This window comes from Massilia sp. Root335, from assembly GCF_001425685.1.
In the GTDB taxonomy this organism is placed as follows: Bacteria; Pseudomonadota; Gammaproteobacteria; order Burkholderiales; family Burkholderiaceae_D; genus Telluria; species Telluria luteola.
In genome coordinates, this window is the sequence record NZ_LMCY01000032.1 from 80,932 (window position 1) to 105,050 (window position 24,119).

The 24,119-nt window shown below is 61.1% G+C and carries 18 protein-coding genes, 1 tRNA gene and 2 pseudogenes; 10 read left to right on the forward strand and 11 right to left on the reverse strand.

What is annotated here, in order from left to right:
• The first annotated feature begins 16 nt into the window (after positions 1 to 16).
• From ASC93_RS17760 to ASC93_RS17775, 4 genes are read left to right on the forward strand one after another with little or no spacing between them, the layout of a single operon-like run.
• Positions 17 to 1,477 carry an oligosaccharide flippase family protein gene (locus tag ASC93_RS17760; protein ID WP_082548129.1) on the forward strand — a complete coding sequence of 487 codons (1,461 nt, stop codon included), beginning with the start codon at positions 17 to 19 and terminating at the stop codon, positions 1,475 to 1,477.
• A 48-nt stretch (positions 1,478 to 1,525) separates the two neighbouring features.
• The gene (locus ASC93_RS17765; protein WP_056445266.1) at positions 1,526 to 1,777 is read left to right on the forward strand and encodes an acyl carrier protein; all 252 of its coding nucleotides are present in this window, start codon (positions 1,526 to 1,528) and stop codon (positions 1,775 to 1,777) included.
• Positions 1,774 to 2,622: a hydrolase 2, exosortase A system-associated gene (locus ASC93_RS17770; protein ID WP_056445123.1), complete on the forward strand. Its 849-nt coding sequence runs from the start codon at positions 1,774 to 1,776 to the stop codon at positions 2,620 to 2,622. The genes ASC93_RS17765 and ASC93_RS17770 overlap by 4 nt, the downstream gene beginning before the upstream one ends.
• A complete protein-coding gene (locus ASC93_RS17775; RefSeq protein WP_056445128.1) occupies positions 2,612 to 3,457 on the forward strand; it encodes a hydrolase 1, exosortase A system-associated in 846 nt (281 codons plus the stop codon). The genes ASC93_RS17770 and ASC93_RS17775 overlap by 11 nt, the downstream gene beginning before the upstream one ends.
• 3 nt (positions 3,458 to 3,460) lie before the next feature.
• Here ASC93_RS17775 and ASC93_RS17780 read toward each other — a convergent pair whose 3' ends face one another.
• From ASC93_RS17780 to ASC93_RS30010, 8 genes are all read right to left on the reverse strand, one after another.
• On the reverse strand, positions 3,461 to 4,906 hold the full coding sequence (locus ASC93_RS17780) for a right-handed parallel beta-helix repeat-containing protein (RefSeq protein WP_229412771.1): 1,446 nt from the start codon (positions 4,904 to 4,906) through the stop codon (positions 3,461 to 3,463).
• Positions 4,903 to 6,264: a PEP-CTERM-box response regulator transcription factor gene (gene prsR, locus ASC93_RS17785; RefSeq protein ID WP_056445131.1), complete on the reverse strand. Its 1,362-nt coding sequence runs from the start codon at positions 6,262 to 6,264 to the stop codon at positions 4,903 to 4,905. The genes ASC93_RS17780 and prsR overlap by 4 nt, the downstream gene beginning before the upstream one ends.
• Before the next feature lie 11 nt (positions 6,265 to 6,275).
• Positions 6,276 to 8,408, reverse strand: coding sequence for an XrtA/PEP-CTERM system histidine kinase PrsK (gene prsK / locus ASC93_RS17790; RefSeq protein ID WP_229412772.1), 2,133 nt, complete (start codon positions 8,406 to 8,408; stop codon positions 6,276 to 6,278).
• 37 nt (positions 8,409 to 8,445) lie between these two features.
• Positions 8,446 to 9,858, reverse strand: coding sequence for a TIGR03013 family XrtA/PEP-CTERM system glycosyltransferase (locus ASC93_RS17795; RefSeq protein WP_056445137.1), 1,413 nt, complete (start codon positions 9,856 to 9,858; stop codon positions 8,446 to 8,448).
• A 243-nt stretch (positions 9,859 to 10,101) separates the two neighbouring features.
• Entirely contained in the window at positions 10,102 to 11,391 is a 1,290-nt protein-coding gene (locus ASC93_RS17800; RefSeq protein WP_056445140.1) for a nucleotide sugar dehydrogenase, read from the reverse strand.
• A 402-nt stretch (positions 11,392 to 11,793) separates the two neighbouring features.
• Positions 11,794 to 12,780, reverse strand: a complete 987-nt coding sequence (locus ASC93_RS17805; protein ID WP_056445143.1) for a glycosyltransferase family 2 protein — start codon at positions 12,778 to 12,780, stop codon at positions 11,794 to 11,796.
• Positions 12,781 to 13,032: 252 nt separating this feature from the next.
• Positions 13,033 to 13,518, reverse strand: coding sequence for a hypothetical protein (locus ASC93_RS17810; RefSeq protein ID WP_157201985.1), 486 nt, complete (start codon positions 13,516 to 13,518; stop codon positions 13,033 to 13,035).
• Positions 13,502 to 14,050 carry a glycoside hydrolase family protein gene (locus ASC93_RS30010; protein WP_229412773.1) on the reverse strand — a complete coding sequence of 183 codons (549 nt, stop codon included), beginning with the start codon at positions 14,048 to 14,050 and terminating at the stop codon, positions 13,502 to 13,504. Before ASC93_RS30010 ends, ASC93_RS17810 begins: the two co-directional genes overlap by 17 nt.
• A 134-nt stretch (positions 14,051 to 14,184) precedes the next feature.
• Between ASC93_RS30010 and ASC93_RS17815 the strand changes: the two genes are divergently transcribed.
• On the forward strand, positions 14,185 to 14,676 hold the full coding sequence (locus tag ASC93_RS17815) for a type VI secretion system tube protein Hcp (protein WP_056445149.1): 492 nt from the start codon (positions 14,185 to 14,187) through the stop codon (positions 14,674 to 14,676).
• 617 nt (positions 14,677 to 15,293) lie between these two features.
• Here the strand turns inward: ASC93_RS17815 and ASC93_RS30895 are convergent.
• Entirely contained in the window at positions 15,294 to 16,016 is a 723-nt protein-coding gene (locus ASC93_RS30895) for a hypothetical protein (protein ID WP_157201986.1), read from the reverse strand.
• Between the two features lie 72 nt (positions 16,017 to 16,088).
• Positions 16,089 to 16,781, reverse strand: coding sequence for a DUF4145 domain-containing protein (locus ASC93_RS30015; RefSeq protein WP_082548131.1), 693 nt, complete (start codon positions 16,779 to 16,781; stop codon positions 16,089 to 16,091).
• 226 nt (positions 16,782 to 17,007) lie between these two features.
• On the opposite strand from ASC93_RS30015, the gene ASC93_RS17820 reads away from it, so the two are divergent.
• Positions 17,008 to 17,634, forward strand: coding sequence for a recombinase family protein (locus ASC93_RS17820; RefSeq protein WP_056445152.1), 627 nt, complete (start codon positions 17,008 to 17,010; stop codon positions 17,632 to 17,634).
• A 536-nt stretch (positions 17,635 to 18,170) separates the two neighbouring features.
• Here the strand turns inward: ASC93_RS17820 and ASC93_RS17825 are convergent.
• Positions 18,171 to 18,246 (reverse strand) — tRNA-Arg (locus ASC93_RS17825).
• Between the two features lie 184 nt (positions 18,247 to 18,430).
• Between ASC93_RS17825 and ASC93_RS17830 the strand changes: the two genes are divergently transcribed.
• From ASC93_RS17830 to ASC93_RS32210, 4 genes and pseudogenes are all read left to right on the forward strand, one after another.
• Positions 18,431 to 19,327, forward strand: a complete 897-nt coding sequence (locus ASC93_RS17830) for a cytochrome c5 family protein (RefSeq protein ID WP_056445155.1) — start codon at positions 18,431 to 18,433, stop codon at positions 19,325 to 19,327.
• Between the two features lie 60 nt (positions 19,328 to 19,387).
• The gene (locus tag ASC93_RS17835; protein ID WP_157201987.1) at positions 19,388 to 20,527 is read left to right on the forward strand and encodes a hypothetical protein; all 1,140 of its coding nucleotides are present in this window, start codon (positions 19,388 to 19,390) and stop codon (positions 20,525 to 20,527) included.
• A 507-nt stretch (positions 20,528 to 21,034) separates the two neighbouring features.
• Positions 21,035 to 21,640, forward strand: a pseudogene (locus tag ASC93_RS32205) (hypothetical protein); the annotation flags it as partial.
• 1,846 nt (positions 21,641 to 23,486) lie between these two features.
• Positions 23,487 to 24,119, forward strand: a pseudogene (locus ASC93_RS32210) (hypothetical protein); the annotation flags it as partial.

Below are 24,119 nucleotides of genomic sequence, written 5' to 3' on the forward strand. Positions count from 1 at the left end.
CCCCGGTTGCCCTGTCATGGCAGATTTGCGTCGTTCGCTCGTCATCAACTTCTTCGCGACTTCGGGCACCAAGGTCCTGCAGTTCATCGTCAGCATCCTGCTGGCGCGGATCCTGAGCCCGAGCGAGATCGGCATCTATTCGATGACCGTCGTGTTCGTGAACTTCGCCCAGGTGTTCCGCGACTTCGGCGTCAGCTATTACCTGCAGCGCGAACCGGACCTCGACAACGACAAGATCCGCTCGGCCACCGGCGTCGTGTTCACGACGTCGTGGGTCATCGCGGCCGCCCTGTTCGCGGCCAGCGGCTGGCTCGGCATGTGGTTCAAGGAACCGGGCATCGTGCCGGTGATGCGCGTGCTGGCCGTCGGCTTCGTGTTCATCCCGTTCGGCACCGTCACGGGCGCCCTGCTGGCGCGCGGCTACGAGGCCGAGAAGCAGGCCGTCGTCCACGTCGTCGGCACCGTGTGCTTCTGCGCCAGCACGCTGATCCTCGGCGAGATGGGCTACGGCGCCATGTCCATGGCGTGGGGTAACCTGATCAACATCCTCGCCTGCGGCATCGCCTACATCCCCCTGCGCCCGAAAGGCATGCCGTGGCTGCCGGGCTTCCGCCACTGGAAGAGCGTCGCCCATTTCGGCGTCGGCTCCCTCGTGACCAACTGCGCGACCACGTTGAACAACTCGATCCCCGACATCTTGCTCGGCAAGCTGGGGTCCGCGCGCCACGTGGGCCTGCTGAGCCGCGCGAATTCCACCGTGTCGATCTTCAGCTACGTCGCCGGTTCGACGATGAACTACGGCGCCGTCCCGTACATGGCGCAGACGTACCACCGCGGCGAATCGCTGGCGCCGATCCTGGCCCGCTCCACGCTGCTCTTGACCGGCGTCGGCTGGACCGCGCTGGCGCTGACGGCCGTGCTGGGCCAGGACATCGTCGTCGCGCTGTACGGCGCCAAATGGATCGAATGCGTGCCCGCGATCCTGCCGCTCGTGCTGGCGGCCTTCGTGACCCTGGCCTTCAACTATATCCCGATGGCGGTGACGGCGATCGGCCGTCCCTACCTGAGCGCCTTCCCGGTCGTCGTTACCCTGGCGACCCGCATCCTGTTCGGCGTGCTGCTGTATGACGGCAGCCTGAACGGATTCGCATGGGCGCTGTTCTTCGCGACCGTCGCCAGCGCGCCCGTCACCGCGATCCAGCAGAGCCGGTATTTCGGCTTCACGACCGCGATGATGATCCGCGCCCTGCTGCCCAGCGCCGTCGTGGCGTTGGGCACCGGCGCCGTCGCCTGGCTGCTGGCGGCGCTGCTGCCGGCGACGCTCCCCGCGATGGCGCGCCTGCTCGTGATGCTGCTGCCGCTGGCCGCCGCCTGGTATGTGCTGCTGCGCGCCACCCGCCACGAACTCGTGGGCGAAGTGCACCGCCTGGCCGCGCCGTTGAAGGCCCGGCTGGCGCTGCTGCTCCCGAATGTATAATCGACCGCTCGCTTGCCAAGCGGGCGCTCACCGAACCGAATGACCACCATGACGTATCTCGACGAAGTCAAAGCGACCCTGATCGACGTGCTGAGCCTGGGCGACGCCGGCCAGCGTCTGCACGCCGATTCCCCCCTGCTGGGCAGCCTGCCCGAACTCGACTCGATGGCCGTCGTCAGCCTGATCGGCGCGCTCGAAGAACGCTTCGGCATCGCCGTCGACGACGACGACATCAGCGCCAGCACCTTCGAAACCCTGGGCAGCCTGGCCGCTTTCGTGGCCGCGAAACGCGCCGAATGACGCCAGAGCGGGCCGAGGTGGACACGGAACCGTTCTTCCTCGGCAGCGGCGCGGACCGGCGCTTCTGCCTGTTCCACCGGCCTGCGGGCGCATGCCGCGGCGCCGTCCTGTACGTGCCGCCGTTCGCCGAAGAACTCAACCGCACCCGCCGCATGGCCGCCCTCGGCGCACGCCGCCTGGCCGCGCACGGCTATGGCGTGCTGCAGATCGACCTGCTCGGCACCGGCGACAGCGCCGGCGACTTCGCCGATGCGCGCTGGGATGCATGGAAGCGGGACCTCGACCTGGGCGCCGCCTGGCTGCGCGCCCGCATCGATGCACCGCTCACGCTGTGGGGCCTGCGCCTGGGCGCTTTGCTTGCGCTCGACCATGCGCGCACGGCGGCTTACCCGCTCGCGCCGCTGCTGCTGTGGCAACCGGTGGCCAGCGGCTCGGCGTACCTGACCCAGTTCCTGCGCCTGCGCACGGCGGGCGCGATGCTGGGCGACGACGCCGCGCAGTCGGGAACGAAAGCCTTGCGCGCCGCGTTGCAGACCGGAGAGACGCTGGAAATCGCCGGCTACGATTTATCTCCCGAACTGGCGCGCGCGATCGACGGCCTGCCCGCGCCCGATGCCATGCTGCCGCCCGCCCCGGCGCACTGGTTCGAGGTGCTCGGCGCGCCCGGGCAAGCGCCGGGACCGGCCGCCGCGCGCGTCAAGGCGGCGTGGGAAGGCCAAGGCACGGTGCTCCACGTGCACACGGTGACGGGGTCGCCGTTCTGGGCCACGACGGCGGTGTCGACCTGCCCCGCGCTGCTCGACGCCACCGACGGCGTCATCGGGGAGGGCGCCCATGTCGTATGAAGAACGCGCCCTCGCCTTCCGCTGCGGCGGCGATACGCTGGTCGGCATCGCCAGCGTGCCCGCGGCGCCGTGCGCGCGCGGTGTGCTGATCGTCGTCGGCGGTCCGCAATACCGCGTCGGCAGCCATCGCCAGTTCGCCCTGCTGGCGCGCCACCTGGCCGCGCACGGCATCGCCGCCATGCGCTTCGACTACCGCGGCATGGGCGACAGCGACGGCGAAGAACGGGATTTCGAAGTCATCCAGGACGACATCCGCGCCGCGCTCGACGCCTTCGTCGGCGCCGTGCCGGGCCTCGCCGACGTCGTGCTGTGGGGACTGTGCGACGGCGCCTCGGCGGCCGCGATGTATGCGCCGGGCGACGCGCGCGTGCGCGGCCTCGTGCTGCTCAATCCCTGGGTACGCACGGACGACGGCGTCGCCCGCACGACCTTGAAACACCACTACCGCGACCGCCTGCGCGACCCCGCGTTCTGGCGCAAGCTGGCACGCGGAAAATTCGACTACGCGGGCTCGCTGGCATCGATGCTGAAACTCGTGCGCACCGCGTTCGCGGGCCGCGCAGCGTCGTCGGAAGACGCCCCCGCTGCGCTGCCCGAGCGCATGCGCCAGGGCCTGCACGCATTCGGCGGCCACACGCTGCTCGTGATCGGCGGCGCCGACCTGACGGGGCGCGAATTCTGCGACGTGGCCGGATCGACGCCGGCCTGGAAACGCCTGCTGTCCGCGCCGCGCGTCACCTGGCGCCGTCTCGACGGTGCCGACCACACGTTCTCGCGCCGCGCCTGGCGCGACCAGGTCGCCGAGTGGACCCGCGAATGGGTCGTGTCGTGGTGACGTTCAGGACGCCGGCAGACAATCCGTAAAGCGGGCAAACGCCCCATACACCGCGGCCGCGGCGCGCGGTTTGCCGCACAGGTCGCGCGCATCCGCCGGCCGCCCTTCGCTATCCATCTCGTCGCGCAACGGCGGCGCGCCGCGCCAGGAAAAATCGCCCGTCTCCGGTGCGCGGAACAGGCTGCGCACGGGATGGCTGCCGACGTACGCGCGCCAGAGCGGCGTTGCGCGATTGTCTCCCAGGTGCACGATGCCGCCGTCGCGGGCGCGGATCGGACCGTCGACCAGATTCCCGTCCACCACCGCGCTGCTCGTCGGATAACGCACGTCGATGCCGCTCGTGTCGACGAGCGTGTTGTCGACGACCTTGCTGGCCGCCGCGCCGTTCAGGTAGATGCCCACGTCCGAACAGCCGACGATCAGGTTGGCGCGCACGACACTCCCATCCTGCTCGGTGATGCAGCGGCCGTCGCGGCAGAATTCGCGGCCCGTGCCGCCGCCGCCCAGCGACAGGCCGATGCGCTGTCCCGGCTGGCCGCGCAAGGTCTGCTCGCACCAGACGACGTTGCGTTCGAAGACGTTGTTTTTGCCGCCACCCTTGGCGAACGCGCCGTAGCTGACCTCGTTGCCGTCGCGCTTGACGAAGTCGGTGATGACGTTCGCGCGCACGGTCCAGCCGCTGGCGGTGACGAGATCGATGGGCGTCACCGGCTTCGTCGTCGCGCGCACGTGCGTGGCCGCCAGTGTCGTGTGGTCGATCAGGCCGTCGTCGGGGTAGCGGCCGTCGTGGCCATTGATCTTGATGTGCGCGTTGAAGTCGCGGATCGTGTTGTTGACGCTCTCGAAGTGATGGCCGCCGCCGATGACGTGGAAGGCGTGCTCGCAGTCGTCGTCCGCCGGGCACACGCCGCGGATATCGAGGTTCTCGAAACGCCAGTACGGCGCGTCGACGACGAAGCCCTCGAGCGTCTCGAGTTCGATGTGCACGGTGCCCGGCTGCGCCGCGCGCACGACGATGCGCGCATCCGCCCGGCCCGCGCGCGCAATGCCGATGCCCTTGCCCTGGAAGCGGTAGGTGCCCGGTGCCAGCGTGATGACGTCGCCCGGTGCCGCTTCCTTGAGCGCGGCGCGCAGGGCATCGGGCGTGGCGACCTGGATGCCGCCGCCATCCTGTCCGGCGGCCCGCGGCTGCGCGCCGACGTTCAGGGCCAGCCGGGGCGGCGCCACGCCGGCCGGGCCGCGGTCGAGCGTCGTCAGGATTGCGGCGACGCGGCGGCCGCTGCCGACGATGAGCGGGTTATGGCCGCTGGTGCGCTTTTCGATGTACGGGGCGAGCGTGCGCGGGGCGACGCCCATGTGGTCGACGATGGCCGGCAGCGCGGCGGCAAGCAGCACCGCGGCGACGCCCGCCGCCAGCAGGCCGCGGCGCGCCAGCCGGCGCACCGTCACGCGCTGGCCTTGATGCCGTGGCGTCCCATCAGGTCATACAACGTGGGACGGCTCACGCCCAGCATCTCGGACGCCTTGACGATGTTGCCGTCGGTGCGCGCCAGCGCACGGGCGATGGCTTTGTATTCGGCCTCGTCGCGCACCTGGCGCAGGTTCAGCGGTTCCTCTTCGGCGCCCGTGTCTGGCAGGCCCAGGTCGTCGGCGACGATGGTGTTCGCGTCGGCCATGATGACGGCGCGCTTGATGCAGTTTTCCATCTCGCGCACGTTGCCGGGCCATTGATACGCTTCGATCGCGGCCAGCGCGTCCGGCGCGAAGTGCAGCGACGCGCGCGACTCCTGCGCGCAGAACTTGTTCTTGAAGTGATGGGCCAGCAGCGCGGCATCGCCTTCGCGCTGGCGCAGCGGCGGGATCGTCACGACGATTTCCGACAAGCGGTAATACAGGTCTTCGCGGAAGCGGCCCTGCGCGCACAAGTCCTTCAGTTTCTGGTGCGTCGCGCAGACGATGCGCACGTCGACGGGGATCTCCTCGTGGCCGCCGATGCGCTCGATCACGCGCTCCTGCAAAAAGCGCAGCAGCTTGGCCTGCAGCGCCATCGGCAGGTCCCCAACCTCGTCGAGGAAGAACGTGCCGCCGTGGGCCAGTTCCACCTTGCCCTTGGTCTGCTTGGCGGCGCCCGTGAAGGCGCCCTTTTCGTAGCCGAACAATTCGCTTTCCAGCAGGTTTTCCGGGATCGCCGCGCAGTTGATCGCCATGAAGCGCTCCTTCGCGCGCGGCGACAGCGCGTGGATGGCGCGCGCCAGCACCTCCTTGCCGGTGCCCGATTCGCCCAGCAGCATGACGGAGGCGGACGTCGGCGCCACCTTCTCGATGGTGCGGCAGACCTTGAGCATGCCCGGATCGCGCGAGATCACGCCGGCCAGCGGCGAGTCGGCCTGCGACTGCTGCATGCGGCGGTTTTCCTGCTGCAGGTTGTGCAGGAAGAAGGCGCGCTGGATCACGAGGTTCAGCACTTCCGGGTCGACCGGCTTCTGGTGAAAATCGTAGGCGCCCATGGCGATCGCCTTGACGGCGTTGGCATGGTCCTGGTTGCCCGTCAGGACGATCACGCGGGTGTCCGGCGCCAGCGCCAGGATCTGCTGCAGGGTCGCGAGGCCCTCGGTGGAGCCGTCCGGATCGGGCGGCAGGCCCAGGTCCATCGTGCACACGGGCGGTTCGTGGCGGCGGATCTGCGCCAGCGCCGCCTCGCGGTCGCCGGCCACCACGACGTCGTAGGCGTCCAGGCTCCAGCGCAGCTGCTTCTGCAGGCCCGGGTCGTCTTCGATGATCAACAGCTTGGGTTTTTGTTGGGTCATGGTGTCTTCTTTCAGGCGATCGTCGCGGCCGCGGCGACGCGATGCAGCGGCAGGACGACCTTGAATGTGGTGCCGAGCGCGGGTTGGCTGGTCACTTCCAGCGCCCCGCCCAGTTCAGTGATGTATTCCCGGCTCTCGAACACGCCGATACCCATGCCGGCCGACTTGGTCGAATCGAACGGCTTGAACAGGCGCTCGCGGATGAATTCCTCCGTCATGCCTTCGCCGGTGTCCGTGATCTCGACCTCGACGGCCTCGCCGCGCCCGCCGGCCGCCGGGGCCACGCGGACCATCACGTGGCCGTCGCGCGGCGTCGCCTCGATCGCGTTCTGGATCAGGTGGCCGATCACGCGTTCGAGGCGCTCGCGGTCGGCCAGCACCAGCAGGCCGGCCTGCTCGACGAGCAGCTGCGGATGCGGTTCGAACGCGCTTTTCAGGGCCAGCGCCTGGCGCGCGACCTCGTCGACCGCCAGCGGCTGCGGCTTCTCGGCATTCTCGCTGCGCGACAGCTTTTGCAGCAGCAGCTTCATCTTCTGCACGGAGTGGTTCAGCGTCTCCAGCATGTCGCGCTGGAATTCCGGATTGTCCTTGTGCCTCTCGGCGTTGGCGTTCATCAGCGACAGCTGGGCGACGAGATTCTTGAGGTCGTGCACGACGAACGTCGACATGCGGTTGAACGACTCGAACTGGCGCGCCACCATCAGCGCATTGGCCGCGTCTTCCTGCGCAAGGTAGCTGGCGGCCTGGCTGCCGGCGATTTCGAGCAGGTCGATGATTTCCCAGTTCAGTTTCAACGGGCTGCGCGCGCGCTGCAGCACGACGAAGCCGAACAGTTTTTCCTGCAGCATCAGCGGCACGACGAGCCAGCGGCGCGGCATGTCCAGCAGCCAGTCGGGCAGCGCGAGGCCTTCGTACTTGTCGGGGCGCTCGACATATTCGTCGACGTCGATCACCCACTGCGTGCTTTCCAGGAAGCGGCAGAACGGCGCGTTGGCCGGTTCCGCCACGTGCATATCGGGCGCCTGCCAGCCCGCCATCACCGTGAAGCGGCCGCCGGCATCACGCTGCCACAACGTGCCCCCGGGGCTTTCGACGAGGACGGCCAGCGCCTGGATCGCGCGCTCGCCCAGGTTCGGGCCGCGCTCGGACAGCGTGCGCGTAAAACGCATCCACTCTTCGCGGTAATCGTAGTTGTAGCGATAAAAATGCTTGCTGATCGAGACCCTCAGCCAGGAGCGCGCCGTGCCGGAGAACAGGATCACGCCCAGCAGCGAGATGGCGCCGAACAGGAAGCCGGTCTGCATCACCGTGCCCCAGCTGCCGCCGACATAACGCAGGTAGTAGCCGACCGATCCCATGGCCAGCAGGTAGATCGCGGAACCGAACAGCGCGGCCGAATGGAACACGACGCGGCGCGAGACGGCGAACGACGTCGTCCACGATTTACGGCGCGTCATCGACACCGCCACCAGCGGCACGGTCAGCGCGTTGACGAAACCGCGCGCCGTCCACAGGTCCGGACTCAGTTTGCGGAACAGCAGCGCATTGCTGTACATGTAGAAGTCGTAGGCGAACATGCCGCCGATGCCGAGGCAGGCGAACTTGATCGCCCAGCGTTCCTCGATGGTCTTGTTGCGGTAGACCTGCTCGACGAGCAGCATCCCGTACACCGACAGGCCGACGTAGCCGATCAGGAGGGGCAGCCCGAGTTCGGGCAGCAGGTCGTTGCGCCAGTGGGCGACGCCGACGCCGGCCAGCAGCATCAGGTAGACGCATCCCGCCGCCAGCAGCGACGTGCGCGGCGCGTGGAAGCGACCGAGGATGAGACGCGTCGGCGTTCCTTCCGATTCCTGTTGCCAGTGGCCGAGCAGCGCTACGAGGAACAGCGACCAGGCGCCGTCGCGCAGCAGTTCAAGCGCGGCCGTGCCCGTATTCCACAGGATCTCCTGCGCGGCGTCCCAGCCGAGCGCCGCGGCCCACGCGGCCGTGGCCAGGCACGCGGTGCTGAGCGTGCCGCGCTGGGCGCGGCCGCGCCAGCCCGACAGGACCGACAGGCCCAGGGCGAGGAAGCCGATGGCGGCCAGTGCGTAGCTGGAAGCAGCGATATTGATCACGTTACTGGGCAGGATTCGGTGGTCATCCACGGCCGCCCGCCGGCCTTGCCGGCAGCCGCGGGCAGCATCAGCGTCCGCTGCGGAACAGGACGACCTTCAGGGTATCGATCAGGATCAGCACGTCGAGGAACAGGCTGTTGTTCTTGACGTAGTACAGATCGTACTGCAGCTTCTGCAGCGCGTCCTCGGCCGACGAGCCGTAGCCGTAGCGCACCTGGGCCCAGCCGGTGATGCCCGGCTTGACGCTGTGGCGCACGTTGTAATACGGGACCACTTCGATCAGCTGGTCGACGAAGTACTGGCGCTCGGGACGCGGGCCGACGAACGACATGTCGCCCTTGAGCACATTGAGCACCTGCGGCAGCTCGTCGATACGCGTCTTGCGCATGAAATTGCCGACGCGCGTGATGCGCGGATCGTTCTGCTGCGCCCATTGCGGCTTGCCGCCCTTTTCGGCGTCCGTGCGCATGCTGCGGAATTTGTGGACGAAGAACGTGACGCCGTCCTTGCCGACCCGCTCCTGCGAATAGAACACGGGGCCGCGGTCTTCCAGCTTGACGGCCAGCGCCGCCAGCAGCATCAGCGGGAGCGTCAGCACCATGATGATCAGGCTGCAGACGATGTCGAAGCTGCGCTTCATGAACGTGCGCACGAAGCTCTGGTCGAAGCCGCCGCCGAACACGAGCCACGACGGCTGCAGCGAGTCGACGCGGATCTGGCAGGTCTCGCGCTCGAAGAACGTGGCGGCGTCCGTGACCTTGAACCCCTGCAGCTTGCACTCGAGCAGATCCTTGATGGGGAAGCCGCCGCGGCGGTTCTGCACGGAGACGACGATTTCCTCGACGTTGTACTGGCGTGCCAGCGCGACGAGCGATTCGCCCTCGCGCGACTTGAGCAGGTTCGTCGACGGCACGCACAGTTCTTCGGTCGGCGTCGGCACGAAGCCGGCGATGTTGTAGCGGTGATAGCTGGCGCTCTGCACGGCCAGGTCGCTGCATTCCTTGGCCAGCGGACCGCTGCCCAGGAACAGGATGCGGGTTTCCAGGAAGCGCAGCTCGGACGACTTGAAGAACACCATGCGCGCCAGGAAGATACCGCTGGCGGCGATCCCGAACACGAGCGCCATGATGCCGCGTCCGAAGTACAGGTCCGGCGCCACGTAGAACACCAGCGTCAGGATCAGGAAGCCCATCAGGAACGAGGGCATCAGCTTCATGAAGAACGGATGGCGCAGGCCTTCGTTGAAGTCGAGCTGGTACATCCCCATCGCGCTCATGCTGAAAATGATCGCTGCGGTAAAGGCGATGGCGGACGTGAAGAAATGATCGAGATGGCCGATGCTGGGCAGGCCGGCATTCTGGCCCACTTCCATGAATCGCACCGCCGCGCCGATGTAGACTGCGCCGAGCAGTACCAGCACTTCGACGAACAGCAGCACGAACACGATCTTCGACACATAGTGATTAGAGATCCTAAGCACAGTTGCCTCCGGAGTAGCTGTTATTGCTGACTTGCACAACCAATAGGGTAAGCGGGAGACGCACGGGCGTTCCCGAAAGCTTTTGACTCGAGGAAAGAAAATAAGGCCAAGAATAGCCAGGAACTGTCATTGTCATCATTGCATGCGAAACGGCAAGGCTCGGGGACCAAGCGGCCTGCCCTCGGCACGACCTGTTGAATAGTCATGGCAGCCGCGACCGGAATCGCGGCTGCCCGCATTACATTACAAACGCCAGACGCAGTAGCCAGCCTCGCGGATCCCGTTTGGATCGAACTGGGCCTTCACGTCGACGAAGCAGCCGCCGTCGTTCAGCTTGGACTGGATGTCCGTCAGCGAACGCGCCAGCACTTCCTTGTGCGGGACCGCGACGATGAGGGCATCGGCCTTGGGCAGGTCTTCCCAGCGCTCCAGCTTGATGCCGTACTCGTGCTGCGCTTCGTCCGCTTCCGCCACCGGGTCGTACACGTGCACGTCGACACCATAGGACTGTAGCTCGTACACAATGTCGGCGACCTTGGAATTGCGCAGATCGGGGCAATTTTCCTTGAACGTCAGGCCGATCACGTTGACTTTCGAGCCCTTGACGTGGAAACCGGCCGAAATCATCGACTTGACGGTTTTCTCGGCAACGAACTTGGCCATGCCGTCGTTGATGCGGCGGCCTGCCAGGATCACTTGCGGGTGGTAGCCGATCATCTCGGCCTTGTGCGTCAGGTAGTACGGGTCGACGCCGATGCAGTGGCCGCCCACCAGGCCCGGGCGGAACGGCAGGAAGTTCCATTTCGTGCCGGCGGCCTTCAGCACTTCCAGCGTGTCGATGCCGATCTTGTCGAAGATGATCGCCAGTTCGTTCATCAGGGCGATGTTCAGGTCGCGCTGCGTGTTCTCGATGACCTTGGCCGCTTCCGCGACCTTGAGGCTGGACGCGCGGTGCACGCCGGCCTTGACGACGGTCTCGTACATGGACGCGACGCGGTCCAGGGTTTCCTGGTCGTCGCCGGAGACCACTTTCATCACGTTGGTCAGCGTGTGTTCCTTGTCGCCCGGGTTGATGCGCTCGGGCGAGAAGCCGACGTGGAAGTCTTCCTTCCACTTCATGCCGGAGAATTTTTCCAGGACGGGGATGCAGACTTCCTCGGTCGCGCCCGGATAGACGGTCGATTCGAAGATGACGATCGCGCCGCGCTTCATGTGCTTGCCGACGGTCTCGCTGGCGCCGATCAGCGGCGCGAAGTCGGGAACGTGGGCGATGTCGACGGGCGTCGGGACGCCGATCAGGATGTAATCGGCCTGTGCCAGCGCGGCCGGGTCGGTCGTGACGCTCAGGTGGCGTGCTGCACGCAATTGTTCAGTCGAGACCTCACCGGCGGGATCGACAAATTTCTTGTAGCTTTCGACCTTTGCCACCGATAAATCGAACCCGATCGTCGGGCCGAGCTTGCCGAACTCGACAGCCAGCGGCAAACCTACATAACCCAATCCAACTACTGCGATGACCTCGTCTGGCTTCATATTGATTCCGTTCCGCAAATTTTGCTATTACGATAACTTTTGTTTAGCACGGAAACATCTGCATGCTCGACAAGCCGCCCCCCGTCCCGCGGACGGCGACGACCCATGTCATCGACAGTTACAGAGCATCGTTCATGCCGCGGTCGTCAACCCAATCTTCACGAATCCTCACCGCCGTGCTGATGAGATAATAACATTTTATCGATTACAAGTTAGCAACAAGACATACCGTGCGCATGAAACGAACGCTCCAAGAACAGCAGAATAAGTTGCTGCAGTCAAAAGAGGCAAGCACTACCTTGTGCTGATTTACCGGAGTGTTGTAAGCATGGTTATTGAACGGTCGTAACTTGTCGTAATGCTATGCTTTCCGGGTAAATCGCCCATTACGCCAGGCGTTTGTCAGCCGGGCTGGTGTTCGACCGCCAGGCCGGGCGCGGCGTTTGAAATCCGTGCGCTGCCGCCGGCATCCAGGTCCAGGAATGCGCCGCGGCCCGCCTTGCTGCGCTCGCGGTTGGCGGCGATTGTCGCCTTGTCGATGCCGGCCAGCAGGCGGACCTTGGCCAGCTGCAGCTTGACGTCGTGCATGTTCAGGCGTGCCAGCGCATAGCCGAGGTGGGCGAACACGGACACCCATTCGCGGCCGAAGGAAAAATGCGTGTTCGGGTTCGAGCTGCGCGCGATGACTTCGCGCCGGAAGGTTTCGCCGGACTCGAAGAACTTGCTGGGCGGGCGCTGCTCGCGGTCATGATAGATGCGCGACGTGGGCAGGACGCCCAGCTTGAGCTTGTGGAAGTGCAGGCGCTGCGTGTAATTGTCGTCCTCGCCGTAGTGGAAGAACGACGGACTGAAACCGCCGACGCGTTCCACGCATTCGCGCGTCATCGACCAGGCGGCGGCATTCACGAAGCCGACGTCGTACACGTCCTTCACGCGGCCGAGGTAGATGTCCGAATACAGGCCCCTGCACTTGTTCGGCCCGATGTAATTGGAAAACCCGTAATCGAGGCCGTCACCGGCGCCGTTCAGGTGCATCGGGCTGATGACGCCGTAGCCCGGATGGCGCTGATGCGCATCGACGAGCTTTTCGACGGCGTCCGGATCGATCCAGGCGTCCTGGTTGAGCAGGAACACATAATCCGCGCCGTGCCGGTATGCCAGTTCCATGCCGATGTTGTTGGCCTTGCCGAAACCGAGGTTCTGGCCCGTATTGACGATCTCGACTTCAGGATAATCGGCGGCGATGCGCGCCAGCGTGTCGTCCTGCGACCCGTTGTCGATCACGATCGTCTGCAGCGGCACGGTCGACTTGCGCAGGCTGGAAAAGCATGGCGTCACCCACTTGGATCCGTTGTAGGTCACTATGACCACATAAACCTTGGCGCTCATCATCGTCCTCTGTGAAATGAAAATCGGCGCCGGACGGCGGTCGCGGCGCAGTGTCGAATGTTGACACATGTGCAGCCAATCCGAAAGGCAACGGACACTATCATGTGCATCGGCGTTGCAGCGCACAAACGGTAGCGACGTCGATAGAACGTGGTTTGACGGGTGACGTCCCGGGAGAGGGGCAGGGGGAGACTGACGTGGCTGAAAAAATAATGGGAAGAAAGTCAGGCAGTTTTCTCCCCGATTTCAAAGTTAGCGCTTCACGCGAACAGCGTCGAAGAACCATCCTTTCCAAGCGATGACAAGTGTGACCGCATTCTTGATGAACACAGACGTGCAGCTAAGATCAACAACTGTCACAGGGCTGGGCAGGTGTAGCTTAGCAGCATCGGCATGAAACTGTTCACGAACAAACATCCGAGGCTCGACGCTTTCTGCTTCAAACTCAGACGGACCGCACTTGCGGTCGCCGAACGTTATCGCATCTCTGCGGATCGTAAACACTCGGCCGACCAGCCGCTGAGCCTCTTTCTCATCAAGAGACGTAACGTCCGCACCATCCAAGGCTGCGGTCAGGCGCCACTTGCCAACGACGGCTTGCTCGTAGTCGGCAGGCGCATCGGCCCAAGCAGGCAAAGCAGCCAAAGCCAGCGTGGCAATGACGGGCGCCGTCACTCGTCGGCGCAAGATTGCGTAATGACGAAGAGCCATAATTATCTCCTTATTTGCTGTCAGCATTTTTCTTATCGTCTTTAACACGGAAAGGGGCAGCTTCCTCTTCCCGCCGTTTGATTAAACCCGGCGCGACAACATATTTCTTCTTACCTTTTTCCATTACCCCAACCTTAATCATCGAAGAGATATTTTTCGCCGCACCTGCAAGATCTCCTCGATTTACGAAATCAAAGGTATCTCGTGCACCCCGGCCACCAGAATTATATGTTAGGCTGACCAACGCGTCGAATTGATCCTGATTAACAGCCTTGATGGTGTTTCGTTGAACAATTCGTTCCGCCTCACCCACTCGGCGTTCAAATTCTTGATCGACCATCGTCGCACTAACTTTTTTCTTTAACTCGTCTTCAGTGCAAACACCCTTGTGAGAAAGAATACCCGCACCCCAAGTGCAATTCCCTTTATTCTTGCCCAGGTCGTTGTAATAACGATAAATTGCTTTCTCGGTCGCGCGCATCCGAGCCCGTGCTTCCGGGCTCATCTTCATTGAAGCGTTCGGCCCGCTCGTCGTGGCCTGGCCATGCTTACCAGTCATGTTGGCTCCGCAGTTTATAAACATCCGACAAATCTAGCACTACGACAACGTGCCTTCTTGCGCGGGCACAAGCGATCTCGGCCGGATTGCGCCACCATAGCCAACCTACTCTTTCATCAATATACGGAGGAACTATGGCAATCGACGTCTACCTGCAGATCGACGGCATCAAAGGCGAATCACAAGACGATAAGCATAAAGACTGGATAGAGTGCGAGTCTGTAAACTGGGGGCTTCATCAGCCTCGTAGCGCAACGTCGTCGACGGGTGGTGGGCATACTGCGGAGCGAGTCGAAATCGAAGAAATCACATTCAGCAAACTCGCCGATCTGTCGTCGCCGATATTAATGCAGACGTGCGCGATGGGGAAAACTATTCCGAAAGCAAAATTCGAATTCATGCGCGCGGATGGGAATGGTGTGCCAATCAGGTATTTCGAGATTGAACTGGAGAACGTTTTGGTCGGTGCCATCACGCCGGGCCTCGAAGCAGGATCAATTCTCGGCGAACATGTCTCCCTGAAGTTTTCGAAGGTCAAATGGCGATATACCCAACAAAAGATCGGCGGCGGAGCAGGTGGATCAACCGTTGGCGGGTGGGACTTGGCTGTCAATAAGGTTGCGTGATAATGTGGGCGGCTTGGCCGCCCACATTATCGATATTGCAATATATTAGGGCTCGTCATCGTCGAGGATCTGCAAAAAACCTTGATAATATTCGGCTGCGACTTGTAATAGTGAATCGCCATCCTTCTCTTCGGATTCAGCTAGTATTTCAAAAAATCGCTCCGATGGATCAAATACCCCTACAATTTTTCTTATTGTGTATGTGAACCCTTCCGAGACAATATGAACCGTGTTCGATTGTGTAGATGGGCGCTCGAATACAACTCGACCAATGTACGCTGGTGGTGGATTAAATAGAACATCCTTTGCAGGCTCACGTCTGACGTTTGAATGTTCCTGTTTTTTTAGAATCATCCAAACGGCACGATCTAAACAATAGCGTGCGTTGGATTCATTAGCGTTACTTGCAGGAAAACCGGCATCATAGGTCGCCGCCCAATCCTGCGGTGACCCATGCAGCAGCAGGTCAAGGGTTGCCCAAGGCGGTCTGGCTAACTACACCACGAGGTCAAGCTACCTTCGCCTGATATCATAAAAGCAACGTTGTATACGACCAATAAAAAAAATGCCCAAAAAATAGGCATAGATTACCAACTAACTGTGCAGCCTTATCAAGCTCAGCGGTTCGTCTTTGCTTGCTTAAGGACCGCTACAATCAACTGGCCAATGAATGTAGTTGCTTCGTTCAATCCCATGGGGTTTTTAGGGGGAACGAATTTTCCGCCCCTGTGGCGCGCATCTTTACCTGCGATCTCGGCGCTGTTTGCGGAATGGGTAAACCGGTCACGTTCGGTCTTAGTAGTTAGGCCTGATACGTCAACCCTGCTTTCCAAGAACGCTTCCAGTTCTTCAAGCAGACGATAAAGCCGAGGCCAAGTACGGATGGGGTCTGCCCAAATCGCCAATACAAGCTGAAGGCAGCGATCTTGACGTGCAGCTTCTAACAACTGTTCTGCTTGGGTTGGTCCATCTAGGTCGAATTGGGGTACACCGTTGATCGAAATTTTGGCGGCACTAAATTTGGATCGAATAGTGGCGCTTTCAGCAACAAGTACATAATGCACCTTTCCTTCGCCATCACCGTTTTCATGGATAAGGTGACCGATTGTTGGGCGCTTCAGACTCGGCCATAAAAGCGAAATTACTGACGAGAATTCATCAAGAATCTGAGCTGCCGAGTCACGCACATCTGCGGCTTTTTCAAATTTGTTGAAAGCATTCCCAGTTAGGAATGTTTCGTTATTTCGGGTGATTGCATGTACGTTACCTTTGGGAAACCACCGAGGAAATTCTTCCAAATCAAAAGGATCACCTTGCAACTGGACAAGCCACTGACTCATCAGAAACCTTTCGACTAAATCTCATGTTTTTAAAAATAAATTTTAAAAAGGTATTCAAGCTGCTAAAGGTCTTTACGACTTGTTGAGCATGGAAGCCCTATACTGATCAGTTTTAATACTGGTTTCGATCCAAGACATTGCAAGGCCCATGAGTGCCTTCAGGTCTTGAACGTCCTTGTCGTTCCATTTTCGAACGTAATGGGTCTCATCATTGCCTAACCATGCCGCAAGCTTGGCGCAATCTTTGATATTCTGGTCGTTTACATATCTATCAATGCAAGCCGCTAATGCAGTTTTTTTGATTGTGTCTGCATCGTCCGGGTTTTTATCGCAGCAGTAATCCTTTACCAGAAATTCCAAAGCTTTTCGGTACCCAACTCCAGCGACTTGATCGAGCCTTCGATGGTCTGCTTCGGTAGCTTGTGTATAGATTTCAAAAAAATTCGGAGAAAGTTTAACAATCCCTTCAAATACCATTGGTTTTAACGAAGCGCGAGGTGCGGCACCCGTAAAACGAAATTCCCCGTTACCATGCCCGTAGCGATCGGTCGCCTCGCGAAAATACGCGATAAATAAACTTGCACAGCTACTATTTGGGCAAAGAAAAACTGCTTCGATTCTTGCTGACCTGGCCACTTCCCTCGTAGTCCCTGCAATATGCGAAAGCTTTAGCGTGGCATGTACATGTTTGTGGCACACCGGGCATTCATCCGGATATTGGTCACATTCATAGGTTTCGCGTTCAGTGATTTTAATCGTCGGCATGGGACTTAGAGTAAAGGCATCAGTATGTTGATGATAACGGAAGTTCCAGTGCTCGCTGAAAGAACTTATCCCATCCTTTGTGGCGTAAGCTTGGCAGTTCTCCACTGGGATACCCCAAGCGAACCAAGGAACTATGGTCCGGTTCTAGTTCGATAATTCATCTTTCCAAACCCTAATCGAACTAGCATAATGAGAACCATCCAAATCGAACTGAAGGGTTCCCAAGATGTTTGTCCGTGCCTACCTGCGCGCATCTACAGCAGAACAAGACGCCAGCCGCGCCAAAGCCGATCTTGATGCCTTCGCATCCGAACGCGGCCTACGTATCGCAGCGTATTACGTCGAGAACGAATCAGGGGCAAGCCTGCACCGTCCTGAACTGTTCCGTTTGCTGTCGGACTGCCATGCCGGGGATGTACTACTGATCGAACAGGTAGACCGTTTGTCGCGCCTTAATGCCCAGGATTGGGAAAACCTGAAACGGGAACTTCAGGCGCGCAAGGTTCGTGTTGTTGCGCTGGACTTGCCTACGTCGTGGATGATGACCAGCGCCACGGATGAAATGACCGCACGCATGATGGACGCCCTGAACGGGATGATGCTGGATATGCTGGCCGCTATCGCACGCAAGTACTATACCGATCGTCGCAGGCGTCAGCAGCAGGGCATCAAGAAGCTTAAAGCAGAAGGGGGCTACAAGGGCCGTAAAGAAGACGTAGAACGCAACGAAGCGATCATGACCATGCTGCGCAGGGGCGATAGCTGGAACCACGTAATCGCCGCTACAGGCTGTTCACGGTCTACCCTTGCCCGACTGGCCCAGCGTGTCCGCGAGTCAAAGGAAGCGGCATAGAGCGCGACAGTGGGGCTAATGTCGGATGCCCCTATAGCTGTATTCGGTTCGGCAGTGTCGCCACCGATTCCACAGGCACAGGGTAAGTCAGCGATGCGGTAGACGCGAAGGAAAGGTAGCAGCTGAGTAGCCTGCCTTTTTTCCTCTGCTGCCCAAAGTACCCCCGGGGTTCGCCTATCAGACGAATTCAAAAAAGGGGTTAAAGGTCGATTTCTATTGTTGTTGGACTTTTGACGAGTGCGTAGGTTTTCCATGCAGCCCCCGAGCCTTCTTAAATCGACATAACTTGATACGGGGCCGGGGCCTACTACGTCCTACTTATGGCCCATGGGATACCCCAAGTACGAGGCCTGCCCTACTACCTGCGGACAGCCTTCTTGCATAGGTGCAGCGGATGCCGTCATGCGGCAAGCCTGAGCACAATCTGAGCACAGTGACAGGGCGATGCCAACGTATACTAGTTGCAAGTTTGCATCAACGCGGTCTCCAAACCGATCAACAACTCATTGATTTCAAACTGCGTACGGAAGGTGGGATGGCGCGGCTGGCGGGGATCGAACCCACGACCCTTGGCTTCGGAGGCCAATACTCTATCCACTGAGCTACAGCCGCGCTGGTCGGAGTGATGCGAAGGATACAGACTTTCCCGACCGTCGTCTATGGGGAACCGGCCATCACGGCCGGAAATTGCGTTTCCATTAAAAGTCTTTGCGTCTATAATCGGCCGGCGGCATTGCATTTAGATAAGCATTCCGTAGGGCAGAAGCAGGTTTTTTTAATTTGTATTAAGGAAATCATGAGCGACGCACATACCGAACACACCTCCTTCATTCGGACTCCCAAGCAACTGATCATCGCAGTGGCTGGTTTTTTCCTGGTCATCGTCATCGGCATCATCCTGCTGGTGATCTTTGCCACCAACAAGCCCCTCGGTGGTGCCGGGTCCGAAAGCCAGAGCGCGCAGGCCATCGCCGCGCGCGTGCGCCCGGTGGCCGAGGAAGGGTTTGCGCTCAAGGATGCGAACGCGCCGAAGATCCTGCAATCGGGCCAGGCCGTGTATAACGCCGTGTGCATCGCCTGTCACGGCACGGGCGCGGCTGGCGCACCGAAAGCCGGCGACGCCGGCGCCTGGAGCGCCCGCATCGCCCAGGGCTACGACACCCTCGTCCAGCACGCCGTGCAAGGCATCCGCGCCATGCCGGCCAAGGGCGGCGATCCCGATCTCGACAATATCGAAGTCGCCCGTGCGGTAGCCTTCATGGCGAACCAGGCGGGCGCCAAGTTCAAGGAACCGGAAGCGCCGGCCGCAAGCGCCGCACCGGCCCAGGCCAACGCTGCGGCCCCGGCGGCGAACGCCGCACCGGCACCGGCAACGCCGGCAGCAACGCCGGGCACGCCGCCCACCGCGGGCGCGCTGGCAACCCCGGCCGTGGCCGGCAACAACGAAGCCGGCAAAGCCCTGTTCAATGCGACCTGCACGGCTTGCCACGGTGCCGGCATCGCCGGCGCGCCGAAATTCGGCGACAAGGCCGCGTGGGCGCCCCGTATCGCCCAGGGCACCAGCATGCTGTACCAGCATGCCATCAAGGGTTTCCAGGGCGAGGCCGGCATGATGCCGCCGCGAGGCGGCTCGACGGCACCCGATGCCGATGTGAAAGCGGCCGTGGACTACATGGTCGCGGCAGCGAAATAAGCCGAAAAAGCCGTCCTGCGGGACGGTTTTTTCATTGTATGAATCAAGCAAGGAATTGACGTGTCACCGTTGTACATCCCCGTAACGCGCACACGGGCCCGCTCGCTGGCCGGCCTGTCAACCCTCCTGCTGGCCGTGGCAGGCAGCGCGGCCGGCGCCACGCTGTCGGTCGGCCCGGGCAAGACTTATGTTGCCCCCTGCGCCGCCATCACCGCCGCCAAGGATGGCGACACCATCGAGATCGTCGGCGACTGGACGTACAGCGGCGACGTGTGCGCCATCGCCCGCAACAACCTGACCATCCGCGGCGTGCAGGGGCGGCCGACCATCGACGCCGCCGGGCACCACCACGGCGGCAAGGGCACCTGGGTCGTCACCGGCAACAACATCACGGTCGAGAATGTCGAGATGCTGGGCGCAAAAGTGCCGGATGGGAATGGCGCGGCGCTGCGTCTGGAAGGCACGAATTTCACGCTGCGCCAGGCTTTTATTCACGATAACGAGAACGGCGTGCTGAGTAATGCCAATAAAAACAGCAATATCGTGATCGAGCACAGCGAGTTCGGCCACAACGGCAGCGGCACGGGCCAGACGCATAATCTTTACATCGGTAACGCCAGGAGCCTGACCTTCCGCTACAACTATTCGCATGACGCCGTCATCGGCCACGACCTCAAGTCGCGCGCGATGTTCAACATGATCGCGTACAACCGCTTCTCGAGCACGCCCCCTGGCCGGCCCGGCAGCACGGCCAGCGGCAAGCCGTCGTACGAGATCGACCTGCCGAGTGCCGGCACGTCCTATCTCATCGGCAATGTCATCGAGCAGCCGGCCGTGAACGACAATTCGACCCTCGTGGCCTATGGCGAAGAAGGCGCGACGAATCCGGGCCAGGATTTATATGTCATCAATAACACGTTCCTGAACGATTTCACCGGCGGTACGTTCGTGTTCATCAGCGGCAAGGTGTCGACGCCGGCCCTAATCCAGAACAATGTTTTCGGCGGCCCAGGCACCTTGACCTCGCAGGCCGGCGCGATCCAGAAGGACAACCGCCGCCTGGACAAGCCGGGGTTCATCAACCGTGCCGGCTTCACGCTGCGGCCGCTCGTCAACGACATGGTCGTGAAAGCGGGGCCGGCGGCAGATCCGTGGTCGAGCGGTACCGATCCGAAAGCCGCCGCATATAAAGGCCGCTGAGCCGGTTGCTGCCGCGCGTGCCGGGCGGCGTCGACACCCTGCTGTCGCGCCGCAATGCCGCATCCTCCGTGACGGCCATGACGTCGCCGCCCGCGCGCGGCAACCTTCCATTGACGCTTCCACGCAACATTTCGCGCTCTGTCGCGTTTTTTCCGCTGATTTTTCTCAAAAAAGTGCGTGCAGCCGTTTCGTGCATAAACGCTACGGCCCCTTGCATAAATTTAACTGTTAACTTTCTGTATTCAAAACTTCATGTTTCAGAGGGAGAATTTAAATTGGCCTGAGGAAACACAAACAGGCGATGCCCGAATATAATGTTCAGGAAGTCATCAAGATGGAATTTTTGTTATGAATAATCCTGAACAAGACGTCAATCCTCTTGATCCAAGTCTTTTTACTTGAGCAATTACTGTTACACGTCGTTACAAAACGCGGATCGCAAACCTCGTATTCTCCAACTTGCCCACGGGAATTACTTCCCGCACAGAAACTTTACGAGGAATCTCCATGCACACTCTGCGTACCCATTCACTCCTGGCTGCCACCATTCTGATGGCCTTCGCAGGTGTGACCTCCGCTTCCGCAGCCACGCTGTCGGTCGGCCCGGGCAAAACCTATGCCAAACCGTGCGCTGCCATCGCTGTCGCCCAGGACGGCGACGTCATCGAAATCACCGGCAACACCACCTACAGCGGTGACGTCTGCAGCATCAACCGCAACAACCTGACGATCCGCGGCGTCAACGGCCGTCCGAAAATCGATGCGGCCGGCAAGAGCGCCTCCGACAAAGGTATCTGGGTCGTCAACGGCAACAACCTGACCGTCGACAACGTCGAAATGTACGGCGCTAAAGTCATGGACGGAAACGGCGCCGCCTTCCGTCTGCAGGGTACCAATTTCACGCTGCGTAACGCGTTCCTGCACGATAACGAGAACGGCATCCTGGCCAATGCCAACACGAACAGCGACATCCTGATCGAGTACAGCGAATTCGGCCATAACGGCCGCGGCGAAGGCCAGACGCACAACCTGTACATCGGCCACGTGAAAAGCCTGACCTTCCGCTACAGCTTCTCGCACGACGCCAACGTCGGCCACAACCTGAAATCGCGCNCGATACGAACATGATCGCGTACAGCCGCTTCTCGAGCACGCCGCCGGGCCAGACCGGCAGCACGGCCAGCGGCCAGCCGTCGTACGAGATCGACCTGCCGAACGCCGGTACGTCCTACATCATCGGCAACGTCATCGAACAGCCGGCCGCCAACCAGAACCCGACCATCGTCGCCTACGGCGAAGAAGGCGCGACCAATATCGGCAGCGACCTGTACGTCATCAATAATACGTTCCTGAACGATTATGGCGACGGCACGTTCGTGTTCGTCAGCGGCAAGGTTCCGACCCCGGCCCTGATCCAGAACAATATCTTCAGTGGCATCGGTACGCTCACCTCGCAAGCCAGCGCCATCCAGAAGAGCAACTACCGTTCCGTTGCCCCGGGCTTCGTCGACCGTGCCAACTGGGACCTGCATCCGACCGCCAGCGCGCTCGTGATCAATGCCGCTACCGACCCGGGCAAGTCCGTCAAGGGCGTGTCGCTGCTGCCGGTGGCGCAATATAAATCCACCGCTTACGGCGAAGCACGTCCGGTGGCCGGCCTGATGGATATCGGTGCCTATGAAGCGACGGGTCCGGATGCGAGCGCAGCGGCAGTCACCTGGACGACCTGCGCCAACGAAGGCGCCACCTGCACGTTCAGCGGCACCCACGAAGTCCGCTACGGCGCCAACGGTATCTATACGTCGAAAGTGATCACCGGCTCGACGCCGTGCACGTCCGCCGTGTTCAGCGATCCGATCCACGGCGTCGCCAAGACCTGCAGCTACTCGAGCGCGATCAGCGTCGCGATCGCGGCCCCGGCAGCGGACACGTCGTCGTGGATCGCCTGCGCCGGCGAAGGCGGCACCTGCACGTTCAGCGGCACCCGCAACGTCCGCTACGGCGCCAACGGTTCGTACGCAACGAAGACGTTCACCGGCTCCGTCGTCTGCTCGAACACCGCGTTCGGCGACCCGGCACACGGCCTGCTCAAGAACTGCAGCTACTCCAGCAACACGGTCACGACCTCGGGTACGACCGGCACCACGGCGACGGTCTCGGCCGACGCGGGCTGGACGACGTGTGCGGCTGAAGGCGGGGTCTGCTCGTTCTCGGGCACGCATCAGGTCCGTTACGGCGCCAACGGCTTCTACGCGACCAAGACGGTCACCGGCTCGATCGCCTGCACGAACACGGCGTTCGGTGGCGACCCGGCTTACCGCGTGGTCAAGTCGTGCACCTACTCGACCATGTAACGACAGCGCAATCGTCGGAGTCTCACCCATCGGAAACGCGGCCTCGTGCCGCGTTTTTTTATTTGTCGTCCGGCCTGTACTCTGCGGACCAATCGAAGTTAATTGCCCGCAATTACCCCGAAAACAACGTTTTCTCCGAAAATAGTTTCCAGGCCTGAACTTTTTCGGTAAATTCCTCGTAGGTGTTGGACGTTGGCATAAATTTTTTCCGAAAAAAATGCAGCGTGAACGCAACATCGACTTGATTTCGAAAAATTTTTTTGAAGTCATTCCGACAACGGCCGCGGCGCCGGCATTTACCAGACAGATATGCATGTTGTTACTCTGGCTCTGTCGGTAAATTTTCCATCGGAAATTACATTCCATAGGGAAAGTCGGTATCTGGACCGTTTTTTCTTGCAGCCAGTGCTAGAAAGAGTGACCAGTACATGTTCTTTAGCTCTACTAAATAAGGCTAAAAGGAACATTAATTACCTTCTTTTCAGGGTTATCGTTTAGCTATTTTCGGTTACACTTCGTTACAAACCGTCGATCTTAAACCTCGTATTCTGCAACTTTCCAGCAGGAACAACTGCTGACAGGCAATCGCTTACGAGGACATCGACATGCAACAACTGCGTCAAATCGCATCGCGCAACACCCAATTTTCCGCATCGCGCCTGACTGCTGCCGTTCTGCTGGCATTCGCAGGCATGACCGTGGCTTCCGCAGCCACCCTGTCGGTAGGTCCGGGCAAAACCTACGCCAAGCCGTGCGCCGCGTTCGCAGCCGCCAAAGACGGCGACGTCGTCGAAATCACCGGTAACACCACTTATAGCGGCGACGTGTGCACCATCGTGCGCAGCAATTTGACGATCCGCGGCGTCAACGGCCGTCCGAAAATCGACGCGGCCGGCAAGAACGCCGGCGGCAAGGGTATCTGGGTCGTCGACGGCAACAACATCGTCGTCGATAACGTCGAAATGTACGGTGCTAAAGTGCCCGACGCGAACGGTGCCGCCTTCCGCCTCGAAGGCACCAATTTCACGCTGCGTAATTCGTTCCTGCACGATAACCAGAACGGTATCCTGGCCAATGCCAACACGAACAGCGACATCCTGGTCGAGTACAGCGAATTCGGCCACAACGGCGCCGGCGACGGTCAGTCGCACAACCTGTACATCGGTCACGTGAAGAGCCTGACCTTCCGCTACAGCTTCTCGCACGACGCCAACGTCGGCCACAACCTGAAATCGCGC

Coding starts and splice junctions, on each gene's coding strand:
- ASC93_RS17760 (WP_082548129.1), top strand. CDS start 17: ATGGCAGATTTGCGTCGTTCGCTCGTCATCAACTTCTTCGCGACTTCG.
- ASC93_RS17765 (WP_056445266.1), top strand. CDS start 1,526: ATGACGTATCTCGACGAAGTCAAAGCGACCCTGATCGACGTGCTGAGC.
- ASC93_RS17770 (WP_056445123.1), top strand. CDS start 1,774: ATGACGCCAGAGCGGGCCGAGGTGGACACGGAACCGTTCTTCCTCGGC.
- ASC93_RS17775 (WP_056445128.1), top strand. CDS start 2,612: ATGTCGTATGAAGAACGCGCCCTCGCCTTCCGCTGCGGCGGCGATACG.
- prsR (WP_056445131.1), bottom strand. CDS start 6,264: ATGACCCAACAAAAACCCAAGCTGTTGATCATCGAAGACGACCCGGGC.
- ASC93_RS17800 (WP_056445140.1), bottom strand. CDS start 11,391: ATGAAGCCAGACGAGGTCATCGCAGTAGTTGGATTGGGTTATGTAGGT.
- ASC93_RS17805 (WP_056445143.1), bottom strand. CDS start 12,780: ATGAGCGCCAAGGTTTATGTGGTCATAGTGACCTACAACGGATCCAAG.
- ASC93_RS17810 (WP_157201985.1), bottom strand. CDS start 13,518: ATGCTGACAGCAAATAAGGAGATAATTATGGCTCTTCGTCATTACGCA.
- ASC93_RS30010 (WP_229412773.1), bottom strand. CDS start 14,050: ATGACTGGTAAGCATGGCCAGGCCACGACGAGCGGGCCGAACGCTTCA.
- ASC93_RS17815 (WP_056445149.1), top strand. CDS start 14,185: ATGGCAATCGACGTCTACCTGCAGATCGACGGCATCAAAGGCGAATCA.
- ASC93_RS30895 (WP_157201986.1), bottom strand. CDS start 16,016: ATGAGTCAGTGGCTTGTCCAGTTGCAAGGTGATCCTTTTGATTTGGAA.
- ASC93_RS30015 (WP_082548131.1), bottom strand. CDS start 16,781: ATGCCGACGATTAAAATCACTGAACGCGAAACCTATGAATGTGACCAA.
- ASC93_RS17820 (WP_056445152.1), top strand. CDS start 17,008: ATGTTTGTCCGTGCCTACCTGCGCGCATCTACAGCAGAACAAGACGCC.
- ASC93_RS17830 (WP_056445155.1), top strand. CDS start 18,431: ATGAGCGACGCACATACCGAACACACCTCCTTCATTCGGACTCCCAAG.